Raw genomic sequence first — 19,820 nt, 5'->3', positions numbered from 1 at the left:
GGCATGCGGCTGATCCTGCGCTGGATGCTGGCGGCCTGCGCGCTGCTGCTGGTGGCCTGGCTGTACGACGGCGTGGAGGTGCGCAGCTTCCCGTCGGCGCTCATCGCCGCCGCGGTGATCGGCCTGTTCTACCTGCTGCTGCGCCCGGTGCTGGTCATCCTGACGCTGCCGGTGACGCTGGTGACCTTCGGGCTGTTCCTGTTCGTCATCAACGCCCTGCTCTTCTGGGCGGCGGCCAGCGTGCTCGACGGCTTCTATGTCGCCGGCTTCTGGGCGGCCCTGCTGGGCTCGCTCATCTACTCGGTGATCATGCTGGTGGTGGACGCCGCCCTGCGCAGCCTGCGCCTGGGTTGAACCACACCGTGGCCTGAGCGCGGCGCGCGCTCAGCGCTTGTCTTCCTCGCGCATCGCTTCGCGCAAACGCTCTTCCACGTCGCGGCGGCGGCTGTCCACAATGGCCAGCTCGATCGGATCCGCGTTGCGCTGCGCGGGCGGCAGGGCCTGGGCGGCCCGCAGACGCTCCAGCGCGCCGTCCCAGTCGAACTGCGCGGCCCGCGCCTCGGCCTCGGCACGCACCGCCCGCAGGGTGTGGCCCTGGGCCTGGTGCGCGCGCGCGAGGATCTGCCAGGCCTGCGCATCGCGCGGGTGGTCCACCACCCATACCTGCAGGCGCGACGCGGCGCGCCCGGCCTCGCCGCTGGCGATGGCCGCCTGCGCGCCCAGCAGCAAGGGCCCGCGCGAGCCAGACGCCAGCGCGCCGTCGCGCAGCTCGGCCAGCAGCGTCGGGTTGGCGGGCATGCCCGGCGACATCAGCAGCTCCAACATCAGGGCGTCGGCCATGCCGCGCGCGTCGCTGCCGGCCACGGCGGTGCGCAGGCGCTGGGCCAGTTCGGTTGCACGCTCGCGCTGGCCCAGCCGCTGCGCCGCCAGGGCGCCGGCGTACAGCTCGCCGGGCCGGGCCGTGGGCGCGAGCGCCGTCTGCACCCAGGCCGACCAGCGCGCGCTGTTGCGCTCGGCCAGCACGCGCGCGCGCGCCGAGGCCAGCGCATGCATCGCGGCCGACGGCAGCCCCATGGAACGCACGGGCGCGTCCGCGCGCGGCCCGACGCCGGCGGCGGCCGACGGCAGGCGCGACTGCATGTCGGCGATGCGCTCGCCCGTGAGCGGGTGGCTGCGCAGGTAGGGAAAGGCGCCGTCGTCGTTCAGGCGCGAGGCCTGCGCCAGCTTGTCGAACATGCTCACGAAGCCCTGGCCGTCGAAGCCCGCGCCGGTGAGCACGCCGAAGCCCACGCGGTCGGCCTCGCGCTCCATGTCGCGCGAGAACTTGAGCGACTGCTGCGCGGCCACGGCCGTGCCGCCGGCGACGGCGGCGCCCGCGGCCTGGGGGTTGGAGCCGGCCGCCAGCGCGCCCAGGACCATGGCGGCGATCATCCAGGGCGCCATGCGCTGCTCGTTGGACATCATCCGCGCGATGTGGCGCTGCGAGACGTGGCTGAGTTCGTGCGCCAGCACCGAGGCCAATTCCTCCGGCCGTTCCGTCACCGCGAGCAGGCCCAGGTTGACACCCAGGTAGCCGCCCGGCAGCGCGAAGGCGTTGACGCTGCGGTCGCGCGAGATCATGAGTTCCCAGGCCAGGCGCTCGGCCAGCTCGGGCGCCACTTCGCCGCGCTGCTTGGCGGCGGCCAGCAGGGGCTGCCACAACAGCTGCAGGTAGTCGACCAGCATGGGGTCGTCGAGGTAATCCGGGTCTCGGTAGATGCTGCGCGCGATGCGGTCGCCCAATCGGCGCTCGGCGGACACGGTGAGGCCTTCACCATCACCCAGACTGGGCAGGGCGAGATGGGCGTTCGGGCTGGGGTTCTGGGCCGGGGCACGCGCGGCGCCGCTGGTCTGCGCCTGAACGCCCGTCGCAGGCCAGGCCAGGGCCAGCGCGAGGAGGGACAGCGCCAGTCGCGGAGGCCGCCGGGGGCCCGCAGGGGTCGAAAACATGGCCGTATGATGCCGCCAACCCCCTCCGGTTCACCGCGCCCCCGCGCAAAGCCGCCATGAAGCGGCGTTACCAAGCGTCACGAACGTGCCTCAGCCTCCCGCCCCATCCGCCCCCACCGACAGCCCGCTGACCCATTTCGACGCCCAGGGCCAGGCCCACATGGTGGACGTCGGCGCGAAAGCGAGCACCCACCGCGTGGCGGTCGCCGAAGGGCGGATCACCATGCAGCCAGAGACGCTGGCCCTGATCGAATCGGGCACGGCGAAGAAAGGCGACGTACTGGGGGTGGCGCGCCTGGCCGGCATCATGGCCGCCAAGAAGACCAGCGACCTCATCCCCCTGTGCCACCCGATCGCGCTGACGCGGGTGGCGGTGGACTTCTCGGTGGACTCGGCCAGTCACAGCGTGCTGTGCACCGCCACCGCCGAATGCACGGGGCAGACGGGGGTGGAAATGGAGGCCCTCACCGCCGCGTCGGTGGCCTTGCTCACGATCTACGACATGTGCAAGGCGGTGGATCGGGGGATGGCGATAGGGGGGATTAGATTGAGGGAGAAGAGAGGGGGGAAGAGCGGCGTGTTTTTTGCGAATTGACCAACACCGGAATTCCTTGAACACATGCACCAAGGGAATCCGTAAGAATTCCATCTTGCACAGGAGGGGATTCATTTAGTTTTTTTGCAGTCGATGTCACACCACGGATCAAACGGCGCGTTAGCGTCGCGGCATGAAGCACATAGCAAGAATGCTCTGGTCATATGCCTCAACAAACATACCTTCATAAGTTCATATTTGCGTTTGGATGGTGCCCGAACGCCACGCAAAGCCGCGATCGAAATTTCAACCACACAGAAACAAAAACAGCCTCACCAATTAAGCCTGCCGCGCACATGAGGCGCACGAACCAAGAGAGGCAGAATCATCGCCCAGATCCTCAACTTGGCGGCAATTTCCAGACCAACCCCAGACGTTGAATATCGGCCTCCACTTGCGCCCTCAATGTGTCATGGAGCTTTTGCCCATGCTGAACGCGAAGAATGCGAAGCTGTCGCGCCGCTTCATCAACCTGACCATTAAGCGCCAACGCTGTCGCATATCGATAGCGGGTACCAGACCATGGATAATGCTCTGAAGCCAGCCTTAGGGCAGCAATATCGGCTTCACTCATGTTTGGCGACAACGCACCACGAGCGGCTCTATTTATTATCTCGAGCTGCGTGAGCAGGACGTACTTTGGTCGCTCTTGAGGAGGGTGAAGCACTCCGATACGAAGCATCGCGAAGCGAGTCGCACGAAAACTCGACTCCATGCGCAAATAGTCGACGACCGACCAGACTGCCACGGCGGACATCAATACCAATGCAACGACTACACCATTTACCGGCCACCGGATTGGACGCAAGCGACTGGCGTTAGCCTCCACAAGACCTGCGCCAATTAAAGCCGGAAACAGCAGATATGCATATGCAAAGGGAAACTCAAGCAGCGAGTGAACAACAAGCGGCAAAAGCAGAGCGAAGCCATACCAAGACAAAGACGATCTAACCAATAGGGCGCGGGTATAAAGCCAGTACAGCGAGGCGCCCAAAACCAGGAGCGCGAGCGGCCAGCCCAACCAAATTGCCAAATCGATAACAAGATTGTGACTGTATGTCAGGGGCAGACTTTGCACATACGCATCCAGCACGGCTGAATGTGCAGCAGCCGTATTGCGCACTCCCCACCCCCACAATGGTTTCTGCAGACTGGCCTCCAGCAACTGGGGCCAAATAGTCATACGCGCGTCGCCAATGGCTCCATCAACAGCAATGCGACTACCCTCGTATAGCACACCACCAAGCGCCTTGAAAACGCTCGGCCAAAGTGCCAGTATTATTAGATAAAAAACCACAAAGGGAAGCACTTTGAACCAATGCACGCGAGGAGAAATCAATGACTTTTTGCACATCCACCAAGCGGCAATCACAAACACACAAACCAAGCCGGTGCGCGACTCGGTGATGGCCAACCCCAATAATATATAAGCCAGCAATATGCCCACCGACATTGTCGACAGCCTGCCAAGCGAGCATAAATAGCTCACGCCAACTATCGCCATGATCAGCAATGTTGACAAATGATTTGGTTGCCCTAGATTTCCGCCCGGCCTTCGAATACCCGGACTTCTCAGTATCCACTCGCTGGACTCCCAAACCCGAAGCACTTGGGCCAACTCAATTCCAACCTGACAAATGGCGTTTGCCAGCAGCGCCCAGGCCAAGGTTTCTGCCAGGAGCGACGAGGCCGCACCACCATTATTCACTCCGTGGGCGCTGAAAGATGTGGCACCCCAAGTCACGCAAATCACCGCGAAGCAAAGATACAACGCGACAACCGCGGCTGTTCCAGAAAACGAGATCTTTCCATACAACCATTGCCCTCCCACAATCGCCAGCAACGCGATGAGCGCAAAAGCGATCCTGGGGATTTCGACGACCCGCAGCGACTGGAGCGGATGACGCCAAGCCCTAACAGCCGCCACCCATGCGGCGCTTATAGCCGCCAGAAAGAACGGCAGTTCGGAATGCCAACTCACCCATGGTGTGAAATGATTGGTTGTCAACCAACCGCTGAGCATCAGGATCGTCAGAGGAACCATGGGCCAGTACCGCATCAACAAAAAACGCCCCATAGGGGCGTTTTTAACTGCGGTATCTGCCTGCACAGAGGCCGCGAATTGCATTACGGCGTAGTAGCAACGAACGGACCGGCCGTGGCACCCACCGTCGTATCACGGCAGGAACCAGGCAAGAATTTTGCCTCCACAGTGCCAGGGCCGCACAGCCAAGCAGTCACCGTATCGCCACCCGCCGAGATTTGCGGGACCAGGAACACCGTGCCATTGGCGCCCGAGCCAATTGCTTGAGAGGTCACGCGCACAGCACCATCCGCGTTGGTGGCGATCTCTCTCACATATTGAGAGGTCGACACAGAGGCTTCGCAGCCCCAAGCGCCTGCTGCAGGAAGGGAAGCGGAAGTGTTCGACTGATAAATCTCAGTAATGCTGGTGCGGCACGCCGATGCCGCCAGAATCACCTCGGACATCTTGGCGCGCTTGGTGTAGTCCTGATACGCCGGCAGCGCCACAGCCGCCAGGATGCCGATGATGGCCACCACGATCATCAGTTCGATCAGGGTGAAACCTTTTTGAATCGTACGCTTCATTGAGAACTCCTCCAGAAGGGGGGTTGGGTTGAGACCCCTGCTCTTCTGCAGATGGCGTGCCAGCTTCGTGGACCGGATGAGCGTACCGGCTGCGAGGATGACCGGCCAATAGGCGATCAGACTCATCCTTTTGGCCTAATTTTGTCGGACAAATTTCGTCACCTCGCCGGGTGATCGACAGAATTTGTCAAACCTCGAAAACCTGCCCCGCGCTGAGCCAACGGATGTCTTGCGGCACGCCGGCGCCCAAGCGACGGATGTCGTCCGCGATCAATTCGGTTTCCGCCGGCTTGGTGTGGGTGATGTGGATCGGGTAGCGCCGGCCGGGCGCGATCTGGCCCAGCTCTTCGGCCAGCAACACGGGCGCCAGGTGCTGGCTGCGGCGCGCCAGTTCCGCTTCGCGGTCGCTGAAGGCGGTCTCGATGACCAGTTGCGCCACGTCGAGCTGATTGACCCGGCGCCAGAACGCCGGGTTGCGTCCGGTATCGCCGCTGAACACCCAGTGCGGGCCGCCACTGTCCCGCGCCACGGCGAAGCCCACCGCCGGCACCGTGTGCACCGCCGGCAGGGCTTCGAAGCACTTGCCATTGACCTTCACCACATCGCCCACGTCGAAAGAGGTGAAACGCATCAGCGGCGCCCCCTCCGATGGAATGCGTGAGAAATCCGGCCAGATGAGGTCATTGAAGATGTGCGCCCTCAGCGCCGCGATGGTGCCGGGCAGCGCGTGCACCTGCAGCGCCGGCCGGCCGCTGGCCAGACGGCGCGACGCCACTGCGTCCAGCATGAGCGGCAGCGAGGCCACGTGATCGAGGTGGGCGTGCGTGAGCAGCACATGGTCGATGCGCAACATCTCGTCGACGCGCAGGTCGCCGACGCCCGTGCCCGCGTCGATGAGCGTGTCGTCGTCGATCAGAAAGGCGGTGGTCCGGCATCCCTGGGCGATGGCACCGGAACACCCGAGTACGCGAACCCTCATCGGCATCGGGTGGAAAACATGGAGGGCCCCGAGGGTACCCCCCACCGCCCGCTCGGGATGTGACTTATTCCTCGGCACGCGCCCGCGCGTGGCGTTTCGGCGGTCGCGCCGGGATGGGCGCGAAGCGCCCCCTTGGGCTCAAGGCTGGACGAACTGCATCTGCGTACCGGCCAACTCCAGCAGGTCGCCGTTGTGCAGGTCGATCCCATCGGTGCCCAGCGGTTTGCCATTGACCGTGGGCTTGACCGTGCCTTCCACCATGGCCACCACGTAGCCATGCGGGCGGCGGGTGATGGCAGCCACCGCCACGCCGGGCTTGCCGATGGTGGTGACGACCTTGGTCAGCGCCACCTCGCGACCAGCGGCCGAGCCGCTGACCACCTTGATGGCCGCCGGGCCCAGGGCCGCGCCGGCAGGTTCCGCGCCAGACACCACCGTGCCGGCGTTGATCACCGTGGTCTTCTCCTGGGACTCGGCGCCGTCGTTGACAAACTTGATCTTGTACTTGCCGATCTCGACCGTGTCGCCGCCCTGCAACTGCTGCTTCTTGATCGCCTTGCCGTTGACGTAGGTGCCGTTGGTGCTGTTGAGGTCCTCCAGGAAGACGTCGGCGCCCGACATTTGCAGCACGGCGTGCTCGCCGCTGACGGCCAGGTTGTCGATGACGATGTCGTTGTAAGGACGGCGACCCAGGGTGGTCCGGTCCTTCGTGAGCTGGACCTCCTTGATGACGACGCCGTCAATGGAAACGATCATTTTCGGCATGGCCGACTCCTCTGGGATTCCTGTAGGACTTGGTGTGGGATCAGAGCGGATTATTGACCCAGCATGCGCGACAGCAGGCCGCGGCGGGTGGGTCGGGCGCGAGCAAACGCCAGTATCACAGAAATATTGTCGCGCCCGCCCGCGCCATTGGCGGCCTCCACCAGGGCCGTTGCCTTTTCCTCCAATGTGCCGGCGGTGACCAGCAGCGCGGCAATGCGTTCGTCGCTGAGCATGTCGTTCAGGCCGTCGGAGCAGAAGAGGTAGAGGTCGCCGTCCTCGACACGGTATTCGTTGACTTCGAGCAGCACGGTGTCTTCCACGCCGAGCGCGCGCGTGACCAGGTTGCGGTGCGTGGCGAACTGCGCCTGCTCCATCGAGATCAGGCCGGCGTCGATCTGCTCCTGCAGCAGGGAATGGTCGCGCGTCATCTGCACGAACTCGCCGCGGCGCAGGCGGTAGCAGCGGGAGTCGCCGACGTGGCCGATCATCACGCGGCCGTCGAGGAACACGCCCATCACCAGGGTGGTGCCCATGCCGGCGTACTGCGCGTTGGCGTTGGCGGCGTTGAAGATGGAGCGGTTGGCGTTGTCGATGCAGATTTCCATCGCCCGCTTCAGCTCGCGCGCGCTGGACTCGAAGCCGCCGTCGGCGATCCAACGCCCGAGTTCCGTCTTGATGAAGGTGGTGGCCATGGCGCTGGCCACCTCGCCCGCGTTGTAGCCGCCCATGCCATCGGCGAGGATGGCCAGGCGGTTGTCGGGGTCGAGCGCCACCGAGTCCTCGTTGTTGTCCCTGACGAGTCCTGGATCGGTCAGGGCGTGAAACTCGAAATTCATGAAGGTGGCGTTATACCGATGGGGGGATCGAGACGCGTTCGTCGGCGGACGACCGCTGGGGCTGGGGGCGCCGAAGGCAGGGCCGGCCGACGCGGCCCGAAAGGTGTTGCATTTTGTTGCAGCCACCCTCGCGGCGACAAGCTGTATCGGTGACAAGCGTCACGTTGCGCGCAACAGGCGAAAAAAAAGGCAACGCGCGCGTTGCCTTTTGCACACCCATACCGGTGATCAGATCAGGGCCTTGAGCAGCTTGGCCATCTCGGACGGGTTGCGCGTGACCTTGAAGCCGCACTCTTCCATGATGGCCAGCTTGGCATCGGCCGTGTCGGCGCCGCCGCTGATTAGCGCGCCCGCGTGGCCCATGCGCTTGCCGGGGGGCGCGGTGACACCGGCGATGAAGCCGACCACGGGCTTCTTCATGTTCGCCTTGCACCACAGCGCGGCTTCGGCCTCATCGGGACCACCGATCTCGCCGATCATGATCACGGCGTCGGTGTCCGGGTCGTCGTTGAAGGCCTTCATCACGTCGATGTGCTTCAGGCCGTTGATGGGGTCGCCACCGATGCCCACGGCACTGGACTGGCCCAGGCCGATTTCGGTGAGCTGCGCCACGGCTTCATAGGTCAGCGTGCCCGAGCGGGACACGACGCCGATGCGGCCCTTGCGGTGGATGTGGCCGGGCATGATGCCGATCTTGATCTCGTCGGGCGTGATCAGGCCCGGGCAGTTGGGGCCCAGCAGCAGGGTCTTCTTGCCGCCGGCGGCCTCCTTGGCCTTCATCTTGTTGCGCACTTCCAGCATGTCGCGCACGGGGATGCCTTCGGTGATGCAGATCGCCAGGTCCAGGTCGGCCTCGACGGCTTCCCAGATGGCGGCCGCCGCGCCCGCGGGCGGCACGTAGATCACCGAGACGGTGGCGCCGGTCTGCTTCGCGGCTTCCTTCACCGAGGCGTAGATCGGGATGTTGAAGATCGACTCGCCGGCCTTCTTGGGGTTCACGCCCGCGACGAAGCAGTTCTTGCCGTTCGCGTATTCCTGGCACTTCTCGGTGTGGAACTGACCCGTCTTGCCCGTGATGCCTTGGGTGATGACCTTGGTGTCTTTGTTGATGTAGATCGACATGGTTGTTCCTCGGCTCAGGCTTTGACGGCGGCGACGACCTTCTGGGCCGCTTCGGCCATGGAGTCGGCGCTGATGATGGGCAGGCCCGATTCGGCCAGCATCTTCTTGCCCAGTTCTTCGTTGGTGCCCTTCATGCGCACCACCAGCGGCACCTTCAGGTCCACCGCCTTGCTCGCGGTGATGACACCGGTGGCGATGGTGTCGCACTTCATGATGCCGCCGAAGATATTGACCAGGATGGCCTTGACCTTGGGGTTCTTGAGCATGATCTTGAAGGCCTCGGTCACCTTCTCGGGCGTGGCGCCGCCGCCCACGTCGAGGAAGTTGGCCGGCTCGGCGCCGAACAGCTTGATGGTGTCCATGGTGGCCATGGCCAGGCCGGCGCCGTTGACCAGGCAGCCGATGTTGCCGTCCAGGCTGATGTAGGCCAGGTCAAACTTGGAGGCCTCGATCTCGGCCGGGTCTTCCTCGTCCAGGTCGCGCAGCGCCACGATTTCGGGGTGGCGGAACAGGGCGTTCGAGTCAAAGTTGAACTTGGCGTCCAGGGCGATGATGTTGCCCTTGCCGTCGCGGTTGAGCGGGTTGATCTCGACCAGCGAGGCGTCCGTCTCCATGTAGCACTTGTAGAGCTTCTTGCAGACGTCGGTGAACTGCGCCTCGGAGTCGGCCGGCAGGTTGATACCCTTGGCGAGCTCCTTGGCCTGCGCGTCGGTCAGGCCGATCAGCGGATCGACGAAGACCTTGATGATCTTCTCGGGCGTGGCGTGCGCCACTTCCTCGATGTCCATGCCGCCCTCGCTGGAGGCGATGAAGGCCACCTTCTGCGTGCCACGGTCGGTGACGACGGAGAGGTAGTACTCCTTCTGGATGTCGGCACCGTCTTCGATGTACAGGCGGCGCACCTTCTGGCCTTCGGGGCCGGTCTGGTGGGTCTTGAGCTGCATGCCCAGGATCTGGCCGGCCAGCTCTTTCACCTGGTCGATGGTCTTGGCGACCTTCACGCCACCGCCCTTGCCGCGTCCCCCCGCGTGGATCTGCGCCTTGACGACCCACACGGGCCCGCCGAGCTTCTGCGCGGCTTCCACCGCCTCTTGCACCGTGAACGCGGGAATGCCGCGCGGCACGGGCACACCAAATTGGCGCAGGATTTCCTTGCCTTGGTATTCGTGAATCTTCATGAGGTCTCTCTCAGGGATGGATCGTGTGTCCGGCGCGGCAGCGGCGGCCGGTAGACGGGCTCTCGGACGGAGCAACCAGGGAATGTATCATGGTGCATCGCACCAATCCGGGTAGCGGCGGCGCCCGCCCAGGGCATTCGTCGGCCCGTCCCGCCACAGGAACCGCGCATGGCCCACCAGATTTTCATCGACGGCGAAGCCGGCACCACCGGCCTGCAGATCCGCGAGCGGCTCGTGCAGGAGCCGGGCGTGCAGCTGCTCAGCATCGCGCCCGAACACCGCAAGGACCCCGAAGCCAAGCGCGAACTCATGGCGCAAGCCGACCTGGTGGTGCTGTGCCTGCACGACGACGCGGCGCGCGAATCGGTCGCGATGGTCGACGCCTTGCCCGGCCACAAACCGCGCATCATCGACGCCTCCACCGCGCACCGCACCGCGGCGGGCTGGGTCTACGGCTTTCCCGAACTCACCGCCACGCAGGCGCAGGCCGTGCAGCGGGCCGACCGCGTGGCCAACCCCGGCTGCTATGCCACCGGCGCCATCGCGCTGATCCGCCCCCTGGTCGATGCCGGCCTGATTCCCCCGGATTTCCCGCTGTCGCTGCCCTCGGTCAGCGGCTATTCGGGCGGCGGCCGCTCCATGATCGAGGCCTACGAGGCCGGCACCGCGCCGCTGTTCGAGGCCTATGCGCTGGGCCTGTCGCACAAGCACCTGCCCGAGATCATGGCGCTCACGGGCCTGCAGCGCCGCCCCATCTTCATCCCGGCCGTGGGCAACTTCCGCCAGGGCATGCTGGTGCAACTGCCGCTGCACCTGGACGCGCTGCCGGGCCAGCCCAAGGCCGCCGACCTGCACGAGGCACTGCGCAAGCACTACGCCGCGAGCGCGGCCGCCGGCGGCTTCGTGAAGGTGCTGCCGCCCACGGACGACGGCAAACTCGACGCCACCGCGCTCAACGACACCAACCTGATCGAGCTGCGCGTGTTCGCCAACGAAGCGCACCGCCACGCGGTGCTGATCGCGCGCCTGGACAACCTGGGCAAGGGCGCCAGCGGCGCGGCGGTGCAGAACCTCAAGCTGATGCTCGGGCTGTGAGCGAAGGCCGGTTCAGAACCGGCTGAAGGCCGCCTCCGGGCTCAGCGCCAGCACGCCCGCGAAGCAGCGCTGCCAGGCCTGGTCGCGCTCCTGCGTGCCGCGCACGATGTTCTCCGCATAGGCCGCCAGCTTGCTTCGCTCGAGCGCGGCGTCGAGCGGCACCGGGGTGTCCTCGCAGGCCCACCGCGGCTCCCCTTCCTTGGTTTGGCACACGCGGCGGTTGCCCTGCGTTTCGCACACCTCCGTGGTGGCCGTCGCCACCCGGCGGCACTGCCGGTGTACGAGGTAACCGCGATCGAGCGCGGCCTGCGTCTGCGCGTGCAGCCGGTGCCATTCGGCCAGGCGCATGTCCTGCGCGCGGATGGCCGTGTCGCGTTCGCAGACGAGCTGCGCGCGCTGCTCGGGCGAATAGCGCCGGAAGTCGTCAATGGTGGTGCAGGCCAGCAGGCCGCACAGCCCCGGCAGGACAAGGCCGCGGCGCAGGGCGCGAAGGGGAGGCGGTTTCATGGGGCAGGGCGGTGAACAAACCGCCTGTGTGGCAGGACGCCCGGCCATCTATCCCAGCCGAATGACCAGTACCCCTCAGGGCATGTCGTCGCGCCCCGCGTCGCCGATGATGCGCCGCGCCACCCCGGCGTCGAAGCCGCGCGCCACCAGAAAGCGCGCCTGGCGCGCCCAGTCGGCCGCGTCGGCCGGGGCGCGGCCGAATTTCTTGCGCCAGACCTCGCGCGCGCGCTCCAGCTCGCTGCCGCGCAGGCCGTCCACGGCCTGGGCCACCGCCTCGGCCGGCAGGCCTTTGGCCTGCAGTTCCTGCCGCACGCGCGAGGCCCCCAGGCGGGCGGCGCGGCGGTGGATCACCGACTCGATGACCCGCTGCTCGTCGATGAAGCCCCTGGCCTGCAGCTCGTCGAGCGCCTGCGCCAGTTCACCGGGCGTTTCCTCGTGCGAGGCCAGCTTGCGCTGCAGCTCCGCGCGCGAGTGCTCGCGCTGCGCCAGCAGGCGCAGCGCGCGGCCCTTGAGGGAGGGCTTGTCGAAGCCCACGGCGCTCAGGCGTCGGCCGCCTCGGCGTCGGCGGCGTCGGCCTTGGCCTTGGATTTGCGGGCCTTGGCGGGCGCCACCTCTTCCTCGCCCGAAGCGCCATCCAGCGGCAGCAGCGGCACACCCAGGGCTTCGCGCACCTTGTTCTCGATCTCGACGCGCAACTCGACGTTTTCCTTGAGGAACTCGCGCGCGTTGTCGCGGCCCTGGCCGATCTTCTCGCCGTTGTAGGCGTACCAGGCACCGGACTTCTCGACCACGCGGTGCACCACGCCCAAGTCGAGGATCTCGCCCTCGCGGCTGATGCCCTCGCCGAACAGGATGTCGAACTCGGCCGTCTTGAATGGCGGCGAGACCTTGTTCTTCACCACCTTGACCTTGGTCTCGTTGCCGATGGCCTCGTCGCCCTTTTTGATGGTGCCGGTGCGGCGGATGTCCAGGCGCACCGAGGCGTAGAACTTGAGCGCGTTGCCGCCGGTGGTGGTCTCGGGGCTGCCGAACATCACGCCGATCTTCATGCGGATCTGGTTGATGAAGATGACCGTGCAGTTGGTCTTCTTGATGGTCGCCGTGAGCTTGCGCAGGGCCTGGCTCATGAGCCGCGCCTGCAGGCCGGGCAGCTGGTCGCCCATCTCGCCCTCGATCTCGGCCTTGGGCGTGAGCGCGGCCACCGAGTCGATGACGACCAGGTCCACCGCACCGGAACGCACCAGCGAGTCGACGATCTCCAGCGCCTGTTCGCCGGTGTCGGGCTGGCTGATCAGCAGCTCGGGCAGGTTCACGCCGAGTTTTTGCGCGTACTGCACGTCCAGGGCGTGCTCGGCGTCGACGAAGGCGCAGGTGCCGTTCAGGCGCTGCATCTCGGCGATGACCTGCAGCGTGAGCGTGGTCTTGCCGGACGATTCCGGGCCGTAGATTTCGATCACGCGGCCGCGCGGCAGGCCGCCGACGCCCAGGGCGATGTCCAGGCCCAGCGAGCCGGTGGAGACCACCTGGATGTCCTCGATCTGCTCACCCTCGCCGAGCTTCATGATCGTGCCCTTGCCGAACTGCTTTTCGATCTGGGCCAGCGCGGCCTGCAGGGCCTTGGCCTTTTCGCTGTTGAGGGCGGCGTTTTTCACGGGTGCGTCCATCGGTGGCTCCTGAGCGGTGAGTGGGTGTTGACTTAGGCTGACTGTGATCGCATCCAGTACTGGATGCATGGCCAGCAGTTTAGCCGCGTATTTCTCGCCGACAAGCCAATCTTTGGTCAGTTTGCCTGACAATCAGCGCCATGGTTTCCTTGCCCGACGACCGCTGGCGCGGCGGCCACCTGGGCCGCCTGCTGGGCGAGGCCCTGCGCCGCTTCGACGCCCGCGTGCTGCACCTGATGGCGCACGACGCCGAGGTGCCGCTGGCCCTGTCCAACCTGGCGGCGCGCCAGCAGGTCGGCGCGGCGCACGTGCACATCACGCGGCACCTGTCGCTGCGCGGCTCGCGGCTCACCGAGCTGGCGCAGGCGGCCGGCATGAGCAAGCAGGCCATGGGCGACCTGGTCGCGCAGTGCGAGGCCTGGGGCCTGGTGCGGCGCGAAAGCGACCCGAGGGACGCGCGCGCGCGCCGCATCGTCTTCACGCCCGACGGCCTGCTCTGGCTGGACGCCTTTCGCCGCGCCGTCGCCCAGGCCGAGGCCGAGTTCGCCGCCCAGGTGGGCCAGGAGGTGGCCACGGTGGTGGCGATCGGCCTGGAAGCCTATGCGCAGGCCTGAAGCGCCGCTCGGGGCGCGGCGCCGTCCCTACAATGCCCGACGACCTGAGGAGACAAGCCATGCGCATCCTGATCGCGGAGGATGACCACGTCCTGGCCGACGGCCTGCTGCGCAGCCTGCGCGCGGCCGGCGCGGCGGTCGATCACGTGGCCAGCGGCACCGAGGCCGATGCGGCCCTGATGACCAATAACGAGTTCGACCTGCTCATCCTCGACCTGGGCCTGCCGCGGCTGCACGGCCTCGAAGTGCTCAAGCGGCTGCGCTCGCGCGGCTCGGCCATGCCGGTGTTGATCCTCACCGCGGCCGACAGCGTGGAAGAGCGCGTCAAGGGCCTGGATTTCGGCGCCGACGACTACATGGCCAAGCCCTTCTCGCTGCAGGAGCTGGAGGCGCGCGTGCGCGCCCTCACCCGCCGCGGCATGGGCGGCAGCACCAACTTCATCCGCCACGGCCCGCTGGAGTACGACCAGGCCGGCCGCGTGGCCACCATCGACGGCAAGCCGATCGAGCTGTCGGCGCGCGAGCTGGGCCTGCTGGAGGTGCTGCTGCAGCGCGCGGGCCGCCTGGTCAGCAAAGACCAACTGGTCGAGCGCCTGTGCGAATGGGGCGAAGAAGTCAGCACCAACGCGATCGAGGTCTACATCCACCGCCTGCGCAAGAAGATCGAGAAGGGCCCGATCCGCATCGCCACCGTGCGTGGCCTCGGCTACTGCCTGGAGAAGGTGTGAGCCAGCCCGCGCCGGACGACGGCACGGCGCGCCAGACCACCCCCATCTCCTTCGGCCTGTTCCAGCGCGAGCAGCGCAGCCTGTTCGGCGAGATCCTGGACTGGATGCTCACGCCGCTGCTGCTGCTGTGGCCGCTGTCGCTCGCGCTCACCTGGGTGGTGGCGCAGGGCATCGCCAACAAGCCCTTCGACCGCGCGCTCGAATACAACCTGCAGGCGCTGGCGCAGCTGGTGGTGGTGGAGAACGGCGCGCTGCGCTTCGCGCTCGACCCGCAAACGCGCGACCTGCTGCGCGCCGATGACTCCGACCTGGTGTACTTCCAGCTCGTCGACGGGCATGGCCAGTTCGTCAGCGGCGAGGTCGAGCTGCCCGCACCGCCCCCCGACGAGGCGCCCGAGGCCGGGCGCGTGCGCCAGCGCGACGACGTGCTGCGCGGCGATGCGGTGCGCGTGGCCTATACCTGGCTCGCGCGGCCCGACCCGCGGCAGCCGGTGCTGCTGCAGGTGGCCGAAACCACGGGCCGGCGCTCCACGCTGGCCAACGAGATCATCAAGGGCGTGATGGTCCCGCAGTTCGTCATCCTGCCGCTGGCGGTGCTGCTGGTCTGGCTGGCGCTGGTGCGCGGCATCCGCCCGCTGTCGGACCTGGAGCAGCGCATCCGCGCGCGCCGCCCGGACGACCTGAGCCCGATCGAGGAGGCCGACATCCCGCAGGAGGTGGCCCCCCTGGTGTCCTCGATCAACGACCTGCTGGCGCGACTGAAGGCCTCGCTGACCACGCAGCGCCGCTTCCTGGCCGACGCCGCGCACCAGCTCAAGACGCCGCTGGCTGGCCTGCGCATGCAGGCCGAGCTGGCGCAGCGCGAGTCCGACCCGGCCGGCCTGCGCGGCTCGCTGCAGCAGATCGCGCGCGCCAGCGCCCGCGCCACGCACACCGTGAACCAGCTGCTGGCGCTGGCACGCGCCGAAACCACCGGCCGCACCCTGCCGAGCGCGCGCGTCGATCTGGCGCGGCTGGTCGCCACCGTGGTGCGCGACACCGTGCCGCGCGCGCTGGAGCTGGGTGTGGACCTGGGTGTGGAAGGCGACCACGAGGTGCCCGAGGAGTTGCAGCTCACCGGCAACCCCACCCTGCTGCAGGAAATGGTGCGCAACCTCGTGGACAACGCCATGGCCTACAGCGGGCCCAAGGGCGTGGTGACGGCGCGCGTGCTGGTGGACCGCTTCAGCGGCGTGCAGCTGGTGCAGGTGGAGGACAACGGCCCGGGCATCCCGGTGAGCGAACGGGCGCTGGTGATGCAGCCCTTCTACCGCGCGCTGGGCACCGACGTGGACGGCTCGGGCCTGGGCCTGGCCATCGTGCAGGAGATCGCCCAGCAGCACGGCGCCACCGTGCACATGGAAGATGCGCACCCGGAGCGGGGCCGCCCGGGGCTGCGTGTGTCGGTGCGCTTCGTGGCGAAGCAGGCGAGCGAGTGAAGCCCGCCGCCCGCCGCCCGCCGCCGCTTCAGCCTTTGTAGACGTTGAGCTCCAGGCGCTCGCGCTCCATGGCGCGCGCCACCGCCGGCAGCGCCGCGAAGCGCTGCACCAGCGCCCAGGTGGCGGGCAGGCTGTTGGGGTCGATGCCGGCGAAGCCGCCCCAGCGCAGCAGGGTGAGCGCGTAGGCGTCGAGCGCGCCGGGCTTGTCGCCGCCGAGCCAGGGGCTGGCCTTCTGGGCCAGCGCCTCGAGCTCGCCGAGCAGGCCGCGGTAGACCTCGACCGCGTGCGCCTTCACGGCCTTCTGCGCGGCCTCGTCGGCGGTGAACTTCTGCGGCATGAACACGTGCGTGAAGGTGGGGTGCACGGTGTTGTTCATCCAGGCCAGGGTCTGCAGCGCGCGCGTGCGCGCCACGCCCGAGGCGGGCAGCAGGCCGGCCTCGGGGAACCGGGCGTCCAGGTAGAGCACGATCGCCGGGATCTGGGTGATGACCTCGTCGCCGTCCACCAGCACCGGCACCTGGCCGCGCGGGTTGATGGCCAGGTACTCGGGCGCGCGCTGCTCGCCCTTGTGCAGCTTGACCGGCGACGGCTCGAAGCTGGCGCCAGCGAGCTCGAGCGAGCTGTGCGGAACGAAGGAACACGCGCCGGACGCGTAATAGAGCTTGAGGCCCATGGGATCGGTCTCCTGGAAGTGTTGAAGAAATTCAGCTCAGGTGATCGCCGACCAGGCCGGCGATCTCGAACATGGTGACGGCGTCCTTGCCGAAGACCGGGCGCAGCTTGGCGTCGGCCTTGATGCGGCGCTTGTCCGCCGGGTCCTGCAGGCCATTGGCCTTGATGTAGTCCCACAGCTTCTTGACCACCTCGGGCCGCGACACCGGCCCTTCGCCGATGACGGCGGCCAGCGCCGCGCTGGGCTGCTTGCCGGTGGCGGCGGTGGCCTTGCGCGGGGCCTTCTTCTCGGCCGGCGCCTTCTTGGCGGCGGCCTTCTTCGCCGGCGCGGTGGCCTTGGCGGCCGGGCGCGCGCCCGCCTTGCGCGGCGGGTACTTGCTGTCGCGCGGCTCGAATTCGAAGTTCACCTTGCCGGCCTCGGCGTCCCAGGCCAGGAAGGCCTTGAACGAGCGGCGCGTGCGCATGGAGACGAACTTGTCGAGCAGGTCGGTCTTGCCGGTGGCCAGCAGCTTGCTCATCTGCTCGCGCGCCACCGGCTGCTGCAGGATGACCTTGCCGCTCTTGAAATCGCAGCTCGGCGTGGGCTGCTGCGCCGTGGGCACGGCGCGCTCGCACACGTAGTTGGCGCCGTGCTCGTGCACCGCGCCGCCGCACTTGGGGCAGGCGCCCAGCGATTCGCTGCCGGAGAAGTCGACCAGTTCACCGGTCTCCTCGTCCTTGCGGTCGTCGCCGAAGTCGAATTCGAGCTTCCAGTTGCGGTCTTCCTCGCTGTGCTTGAGCACGAGCTCGGCCACGAACGGCCAGCCCGCCTTGGAGCGAAAGCCCTCGAGCGGGCCGATGCGCTTGTCGCGCAGGAAGGCGTCGGCCTCGGTGGTTTCGAAGGTGCGCCCGGCGGGCGACTTGGTGAACGAGAAGCCGCAGCCCTCGCCGGTGCCGTCGGCGCCGGTGCAGGCGAAGCGGCGGTAGTTCTCCTTCACCACGCCGCCGCAGTTGGGGCAGGGCGTGGACAGCGTGGCGTAGTCGCCCGGCACGGTGTCGCGGTCGTACTCCTTGGCCTTCTTCACCAGGCGCTCGGTCATGGACGCGATCTCGGCCATGAAGGCGTCGCGCGACAGCTTGCCGTGCTCCATCTGCGCGAGCTTGTATTCCCATTCGCCGGTGAGCTCGGGCTTGGACAGCTCCTCCACCTCCAGGCCGCGCAGCAGCGTCATGAGCTGGAAGGCCTTGGCGGTGGGGATGAGTTCGCGGCCCTCGCGCAGCATGTACTTCTCGGCCAGCAGGCCTTCGATGATGGCCGCGCGCGTGGCCGGCGTGCCCAGGCCCTTTTCGTGCATGGCCTCGCGCAACTCCTCGTCGTCGATGAGCTTGCCGGCGCCTTCCATGGCGGCCAGCAGCGTGGCTTCGCTGTAGCGCGCGGGCGGACGGGTCTGCAGGCCCTTGTGCTCCACCGACTCGGTGCGCACGGTCTCGCCTTCGCGCACCGGCACCAGGTTCTGGCCCTTCTCACCGGGCTTGGCGCCTTCCACCTCGTCGGCGGCTTCCTTGCCGTAGACCGCCATCCAGCCCGGGTTGACCAGCACCTTGCCTTCGGTCTTGAAGTGGTGGTTGAGCACGCTGCTGATGCGCGTGGTCACGGTGAACTCCGCGCTGGGGAAGAACACCGCGATGAAGCGGCGCACCACCAGGTCGTAGAGCTTCTGCTCGGCCTCGGACAGGCCACTGGGTGCCTGCAGCGTGGGGATGATGGCAAAGTGGTCCGAGACCTTGCTGTTGTCGAAGATGCGCTTGCTCGGGCGGATGTAGCCCTTGCTCAGCGCCGTCTTGGCGTGCGGTGCCAGGTGGCCCATGCCGCTGCCGGCCAGCATCTCGAAGGTGTCCTTGACCGTGCCCAGGTAGTCCTCGGGCAGGGCGCGCGAATCGGTTCGCGGGTAGGTCAGGGCCTTGTGGCGTTCGTACAGGCTTTGCGCGAGCTGCAGCGTGGTCTTGGCCGAGAAGCCGAAGCGGCCGTTGGCCTCGCGCTGCAGGCTGGTCAGGTCGTAGAGCTGGCCGCAGGCCTGGGTGGTGGGCTTGCTCTCTTCCTTCACGCTGGCGGCCTTGCCGCGCACCGCGTCCACGATGGCCTGCGCCTCCTGCAGGCTCCAGACGCGGTCGGCGCGCAGATCGGCGTCGGCGTCCTCGCCCGTGGGCTTCTTGAAGTCGGGGTTGAACCACTTGCCGGGGTACTCGCCGGCCTCGGCCAGGAAGCTGGCGTGGACCTCCCAGTAGTCGCGCGGGCGGTGCGCGCGGATCTTTTCCTCGCGCTCCACGACGATGGACAAGGTAGGCGTCTGCACCCGGCCCACCGTGGTGAGGAAGAAGCCGCCATCGCGCGAGTTGAAGGCGGTCATGGCGCGCGTGCCGTTGATGCCCACCAGCCAGTCGGCCTCGGAGCGGCTGCGCGCCGCGTCGGCCAGGCCGCGCATCTGCGCGTCGCTGCGCAGCTTGTCGAAGCCCTCGCGGATCGCGGCCGGTGTCATGGACTGCAGCCACAGCCGGCGCACCGGCTTGCCCAGGCCCTGGTACTGGCCACCCTTCTGGCCGCCGGCGTACTGCTCGATCAGGCGGAAGATCAGCTCGCCCTCGCGGCCCGCGTCGCAGGCGTTGATGAGATCGCCGACGTCCTTGCGCCGCGCCAGCTTGACCACCGCGTTGAGCCGCGACTTCGCCTTGTCGATCGGCTTGAGCTCGAAGTACGGCGGCAGCACCGGCAGGTGGGCGAAGCTCCACTTGCCGCGCTTGACGTCGAACTGCTCGGGCGCGGCGATCTCCACCAGGTGGCCCACGGCGGAGGTCACGACATAGCGCTCGTTTTCGAAGTGCTCGTCGTGCTTGTCGAACTTGCCCGCCACCGGCGTGAGCGCGCGCACGATGTCCTGCGCCACGGACGGCTTCTCGGCAATGACCAGTGTTTTGGCAGAACCTTCGGTTTTCATCTCTACAATCCGCTCC

At 67.1% G+C, this 19,820-nt stretch carries 19 protein-coding genes; 6 read left to right on the top strand and 13 right to left on the bottom strand.

Translation table 11 applies throughout. From position 1 onward, the window contains the following. Positions 1–3: 3 nt before the first annotated feature. Entirely contained in the window at positions 4–354 is a 351-nt protein-coding gene (locus tag BHU06_RS13760; RefSeq protein ID WP_070399749.1) for a phage holin family protein, read from the top strand. Between the two features lie 30 nt (positions 355–384). On the opposite strand, the gene BHU06_RS13755 is transcribed toward BHU06_RS13760, so the two are convergent. Continuing rightward, the gene (locus tag BHU06_RS13755) at positions 385–1,989 is read right to left on the bottom strand and encodes a M48 family metalloprotease (RefSeq protein ID WP_083293231.1); all 1,605 of its coding nucleotides are present in this window, start codon (positions 1,987–1,989) and stop codon (positions 385–387) included. 127 nt (positions 1,990–2,116) lie between these two features. Between BHU06_RS13755 and moaC the strand changes: the two genes are divergently transcribed. Beyond that, positions 2,117–2,584, top strand: coding sequence for a cyclic pyranopterin monophosphate synthase MoaC (gene moaC, locus BHU06_RS13750; RefSeq protein WP_302622819.1), 468 nt, complete (start codon positions 2,117–2,119; stop codon positions 2,582–2,584). A gap of 340 nt (positions 2,585–2,924) precedes the next feature. Here the strand turns inward: moaC and BHU06_RS22140 are convergent, their stop codons facing one another. From BHU06_RS22140 to sucC, 7 genes are all read right to left on the bottom strand, one after another. Beyond that, positions 2,925–4,712 (bottom strand): PglL family O-oligosaccharyltransferase, encoded by a 1,788-nt coding sequence (locus BHU06_RS22140; protein WP_083293230.1) that lies wholly within the window; start codon positions 4,710–4,712, stop codon positions 2,925–2,927. Then, complete coding sequence (locus BHU06_RS13745; protein ID WP_070399867.1) at positions 4,712–5,194, bottom strand: pilin; 483 nt, start codon at positions 5,192–5,194, stop codon at positions 4,712–4,714. Before BHU06_RS13745 ends, BHU06_RS22140 begins: the two co-directional genes overlap by 1 nt. A 187-nt stretch (positions 5,195–5,381) precedes the next feature. Beyond that, positions 5,382–6,173, bottom strand: coding sequence for an MBL fold metallo-hydrolase (locus BHU06_RS13740; RefSeq protein WP_070399748.1), 792 nt, complete (start codon positions 6,171–6,173; stop codon positions 5,382–5,384). Between the two features lie 138 nt (positions 6,174–6,311). Next, a complete protein-coding gene (locus tag BHU06_RS13735; protein WP_070399747.1) occupies positions 6,312–6,938 on the bottom strand; it encodes an FHA domain-containing protein in 627 nt (208 codons plus the stop codon). A 50-nt stretch (positions 6,939–6,988) separates the two neighbouring features. Next, positions 6,989–7,774, bottom strand: coding sequence for a Stp1/IreP family PP2C-type Ser/Thr phosphatase (locus BHU06_RS13730; protein WP_070399746.1), 786 nt, complete (start codon positions 7,772–7,774; stop codon positions 6,989–6,991). Between the two features lie 228 nt (positions 7,775–8,002). Then, a complete protein-coding gene (gene sucD, locus BHU06_RS13725; protein WP_070399745.1) occupies positions 8,003–8,896 on the bottom strand; it encodes a succinate--CoA ligase subunit alpha in 894 nt (297 codons plus the stop codon). Between the two features lie 14 nt (positions 8,897–8,910). After that, on the bottom strand, positions 8,911–10,074 hold the full coding sequence (gene sucC / locus BHU06_RS13720) for an ADP-forming succinate--CoA ligase subunit beta (protein ID WP_070399744.1): 1,164 nt from the start codon (positions 10,072–10,074) through the stop codon (positions 8,911–8,913). A gap of 168 nt (positions 10,075–10,242) precedes the next feature. On the opposite strand from sucC, the gene argC reads away from it, so the two are divergent. Then, entirely contained in the window at positions 10,243–11,169 is a 927-nt protein-coding gene (gene argC / locus BHU06_RS13715; protein WP_070399743.1) for an N-acetyl-gamma-glutamyl-phosphate reductase, read from the top strand. A gap of 12 nt (positions 11,170–11,181) precedes the next feature. Here the strand turns inward: argC and BHU06_RS13710 are convergent, their stop codons facing one another. The 3 genes from BHU06_RS13710 to recA form a co-directional block, all read right to left on the bottom strand. Further along, the gene (locus BHU06_RS13710) at positions 11,182–11,676 is read right to left on the bottom strand and encodes a hypothetical protein (RefSeq protein ID WP_070399742.1); all 495 of its coding nucleotides are present in this window, start codon (positions 11,674–11,676) and stop codon (positions 11,182–11,184) included. A gap of 75 nt (positions 11,677–11,751) precedes the next feature. After that, positions 11,752–12,210, bottom strand: a complete 459-nt coding sequence (gene recX, locus BHU06_RS13705) for a recombination regulator RecX (protein WP_070399741.1) — start codon at positions 12,208–12,210, stop codon at positions 11,752–11,754. Positions 12,211–12,215: 5 nt separating this feature from the next. Then, complete coding sequence (gene recA, locus BHU06_RS13700) at positions 12,216–13,340, bottom strand: recombinase RecA (protein WP_070399740.1); 1,125 nt, start codon at positions 13,338–13,340, stop codon at positions 12,216–12,218. Positions 13,341–13,480: 140 nt separating this feature from the next. Here recA and BHU06_RS13695 point away from each other — a divergent pair, with 140 nt between their 5' ends. Genes BHU06_RS13695 through BHU06_RS13685 form a run of 3 tightly spaced genes read left to right on the top strand, consistent with a single transcriptional unit; the run spans position 13,481 to position 16,160 of the window. Continuing rightward, positions 13,481–13,954 (top strand): MarR family transcriptional regulator, encoded by a 474-nt coding sequence (locus BHU06_RS13695; RefSeq protein WP_083293229.1) that lies wholly within the window; start codon positions 13,481–13,483, stop codon positions 13,952–13,954. Between the two features lie 59 nt (positions 13,955–14,013). Then, positions 14,014–14,682, top strand: a complete 669-nt coding sequence (locus tag BHU06_RS13690; protein ID WP_070399738.1) for a response regulator transcription factor — start codon at positions 14,014–14,016, stop codon at positions 14,680–14,682. Then, complete coding sequence (locus BHU06_RS13685) at positions 14,679–16,160, top strand: sensor histidine kinase (RefSeq protein WP_083293228.1); 1,482 nt, start codon at positions 14,679–14,681, stop codon at positions 16,158–16,160. Before BHU06_RS13690 ends, BHU06_RS13685 begins: the two co-directional genes overlap by 4 nt. Before the next feature lie 28 nt (positions 16,161–16,188). Here BHU06_RS13685 and BHU06_RS13680 read toward each other — a convergent pair whose 3' ends face one another. Then, positions 16,189–16,833 (bottom strand): glutathione S-transferase family protein, encoded by a 645-nt coding sequence (locus tag BHU06_RS13680; RefSeq protein WP_070399737.1) that lies wholly within the window; start codon positions 16,831–16,833, stop codon positions 16,189–16,191. Positions 16,834–16,864: 31 nt separating this feature from the next. Further along, the gene (locus BHU06_RS13675; RefSeq protein ID WP_070399736.1) at positions 16,865–19,804 is read right to left on the bottom strand and encodes a DNA topoisomerase III; all 2,940 of its coding nucleotides are present in this window, start codon (positions 19,802–19,804) and stop codon (positions 16,865–16,867) included. Positions 19,805–19,820: the final 16 nt, after the last annotated feature.

This window comes from Hydrogenophaga sp. PML113, assembly GCF_001777155.1.
GTDB lineage: Bacteria > Pseudomonadota > Gammaproteobacteria > Burkholderiales > Burkholderiaceae_C > Hydrogenophaga > Hydrogenophaga borbori.
Note: the sequence above shows the minus strand (reverse complement) of the source record. Positions and strands in the feature narration are given on the sequence as shown.

What these genes read in the sequence shown, in the direction of transcription:
- BHU06_RS13760 (WP_070399749.1), top strand. Translation starts at nt 4, where the DNA reads ATGCGGCTGATCCTGCGCTGGATGCTGGCGGCCTGCGCGCTGCTGCTG.
- BHU06_RS13755 (WP_083293231.1), bottom strand. Translation starts at nt 1,989, where the DNA reads ATGTTTTCGACCCCTGCGGGCCCCCGGCGGCCTCCGCGACTGGCGCTG.
- BHU06_RS22140 (WP_083293230.1), bottom strand. Translation starts at nt 4,712, where the DNA reads ATGCAATTCGCGGCCTCTGTGCAGGCAGATACCGCAGTTAAAAACGCC.
- BHU06_RS13745 (WP_070399867.1), bottom strand. Translation starts at nt 5,194, where the DNA reads ATGAAGCGTACGATTCAAAAAGGTTTCACCCTGATCGAACTGATGATC.
- BHU06_RS13740 (WP_070399748.1), bottom strand. Translation starts at nt 6,173, where the DNA reads ATGAGGGTTCGCGTACTCGGGTGTTCCGGTGCCATCGCCCAGGGATGC.
- BHU06_RS13735 (WP_070399747.1), bottom strand. Translation starts at nt 6,938, where the DNA reads ATGCCGAAAATGATCGTTTCCATTGACGGCGTCGTCATCAAGGAGGTC.
- BHU06_RS13730 (WP_070399746.1), bottom strand. Translation starts at nt 7,774, where the DNA reads ATGAATTTCGAGTTTCACGCCCTGACCGATCCAGGACTCGTCAGGGAC.
- sucD (WP_070399745.1), bottom strand. Translation starts at nt 8,896, where the DNA reads ATGTCGATCTACATCAACAAAGACACCAAGGTCATCACCCAAGGCATC.
- sucC (WP_070399744.1), bottom strand. Translation starts at nt 10,074, where the DNA reads ATGAAGATTCACGAATACCAAGGCAAGGAAATCCTGCGCCAATTTGGT.
- argC (WP_070399743.1), top strand. Translation starts at nt 10,243, where the DNA reads ATGGCCCACCAGATTTTCATCGACGGCGAAGCCGGCACCACCGGCCTG.
- BHU06_RS13710 (WP_070399742.1), bottom strand. Translation starts at nt 11,676, where the DNA reads ATGAAACCGCCTCCCCTTCGCGCCCTGCGCCGCGGCCTTGTCCTGCCG.
- recA (WP_070399740.1), bottom strand. Translation starts at nt 13,340, where the DNA reads ATGGACGCACCCGTGAAAAACGCCGCCCTCAACAGCGAAAAGGCCAAG.
- BHU06_RS13695 (WP_083293229.1), top strand. Translation starts at nt 13,481, where the DNA reads ATGGTTTCCTTGCCCGACGACCGCTGGCGCGGCGGCCACCTGGGCCGC.
- BHU06_RS13690 (WP_070399738.1), top strand. Translation starts at nt 14,014, where the DNA reads ATGCGCATCCTGATCGCGGAGGATGACCACGTCCTGGCCGACGGCCTG.
- BHU06_RS13680 (WP_070399737.1), bottom strand. Translation starts at nt 16,833, where the DNA reads ATGGGCCTCAAGCTCTATTACGCGTCCGGCGCGTGTTCCTTCGTTCCG.
- BHU06_RS13675 (WP_070399736.1), bottom strand. Translation starts at nt 19,804, where the DNA reads ATGAAAACCGAAGGTTCTGCCAAAACACTGGTCATTGCCGAGAAGCCG.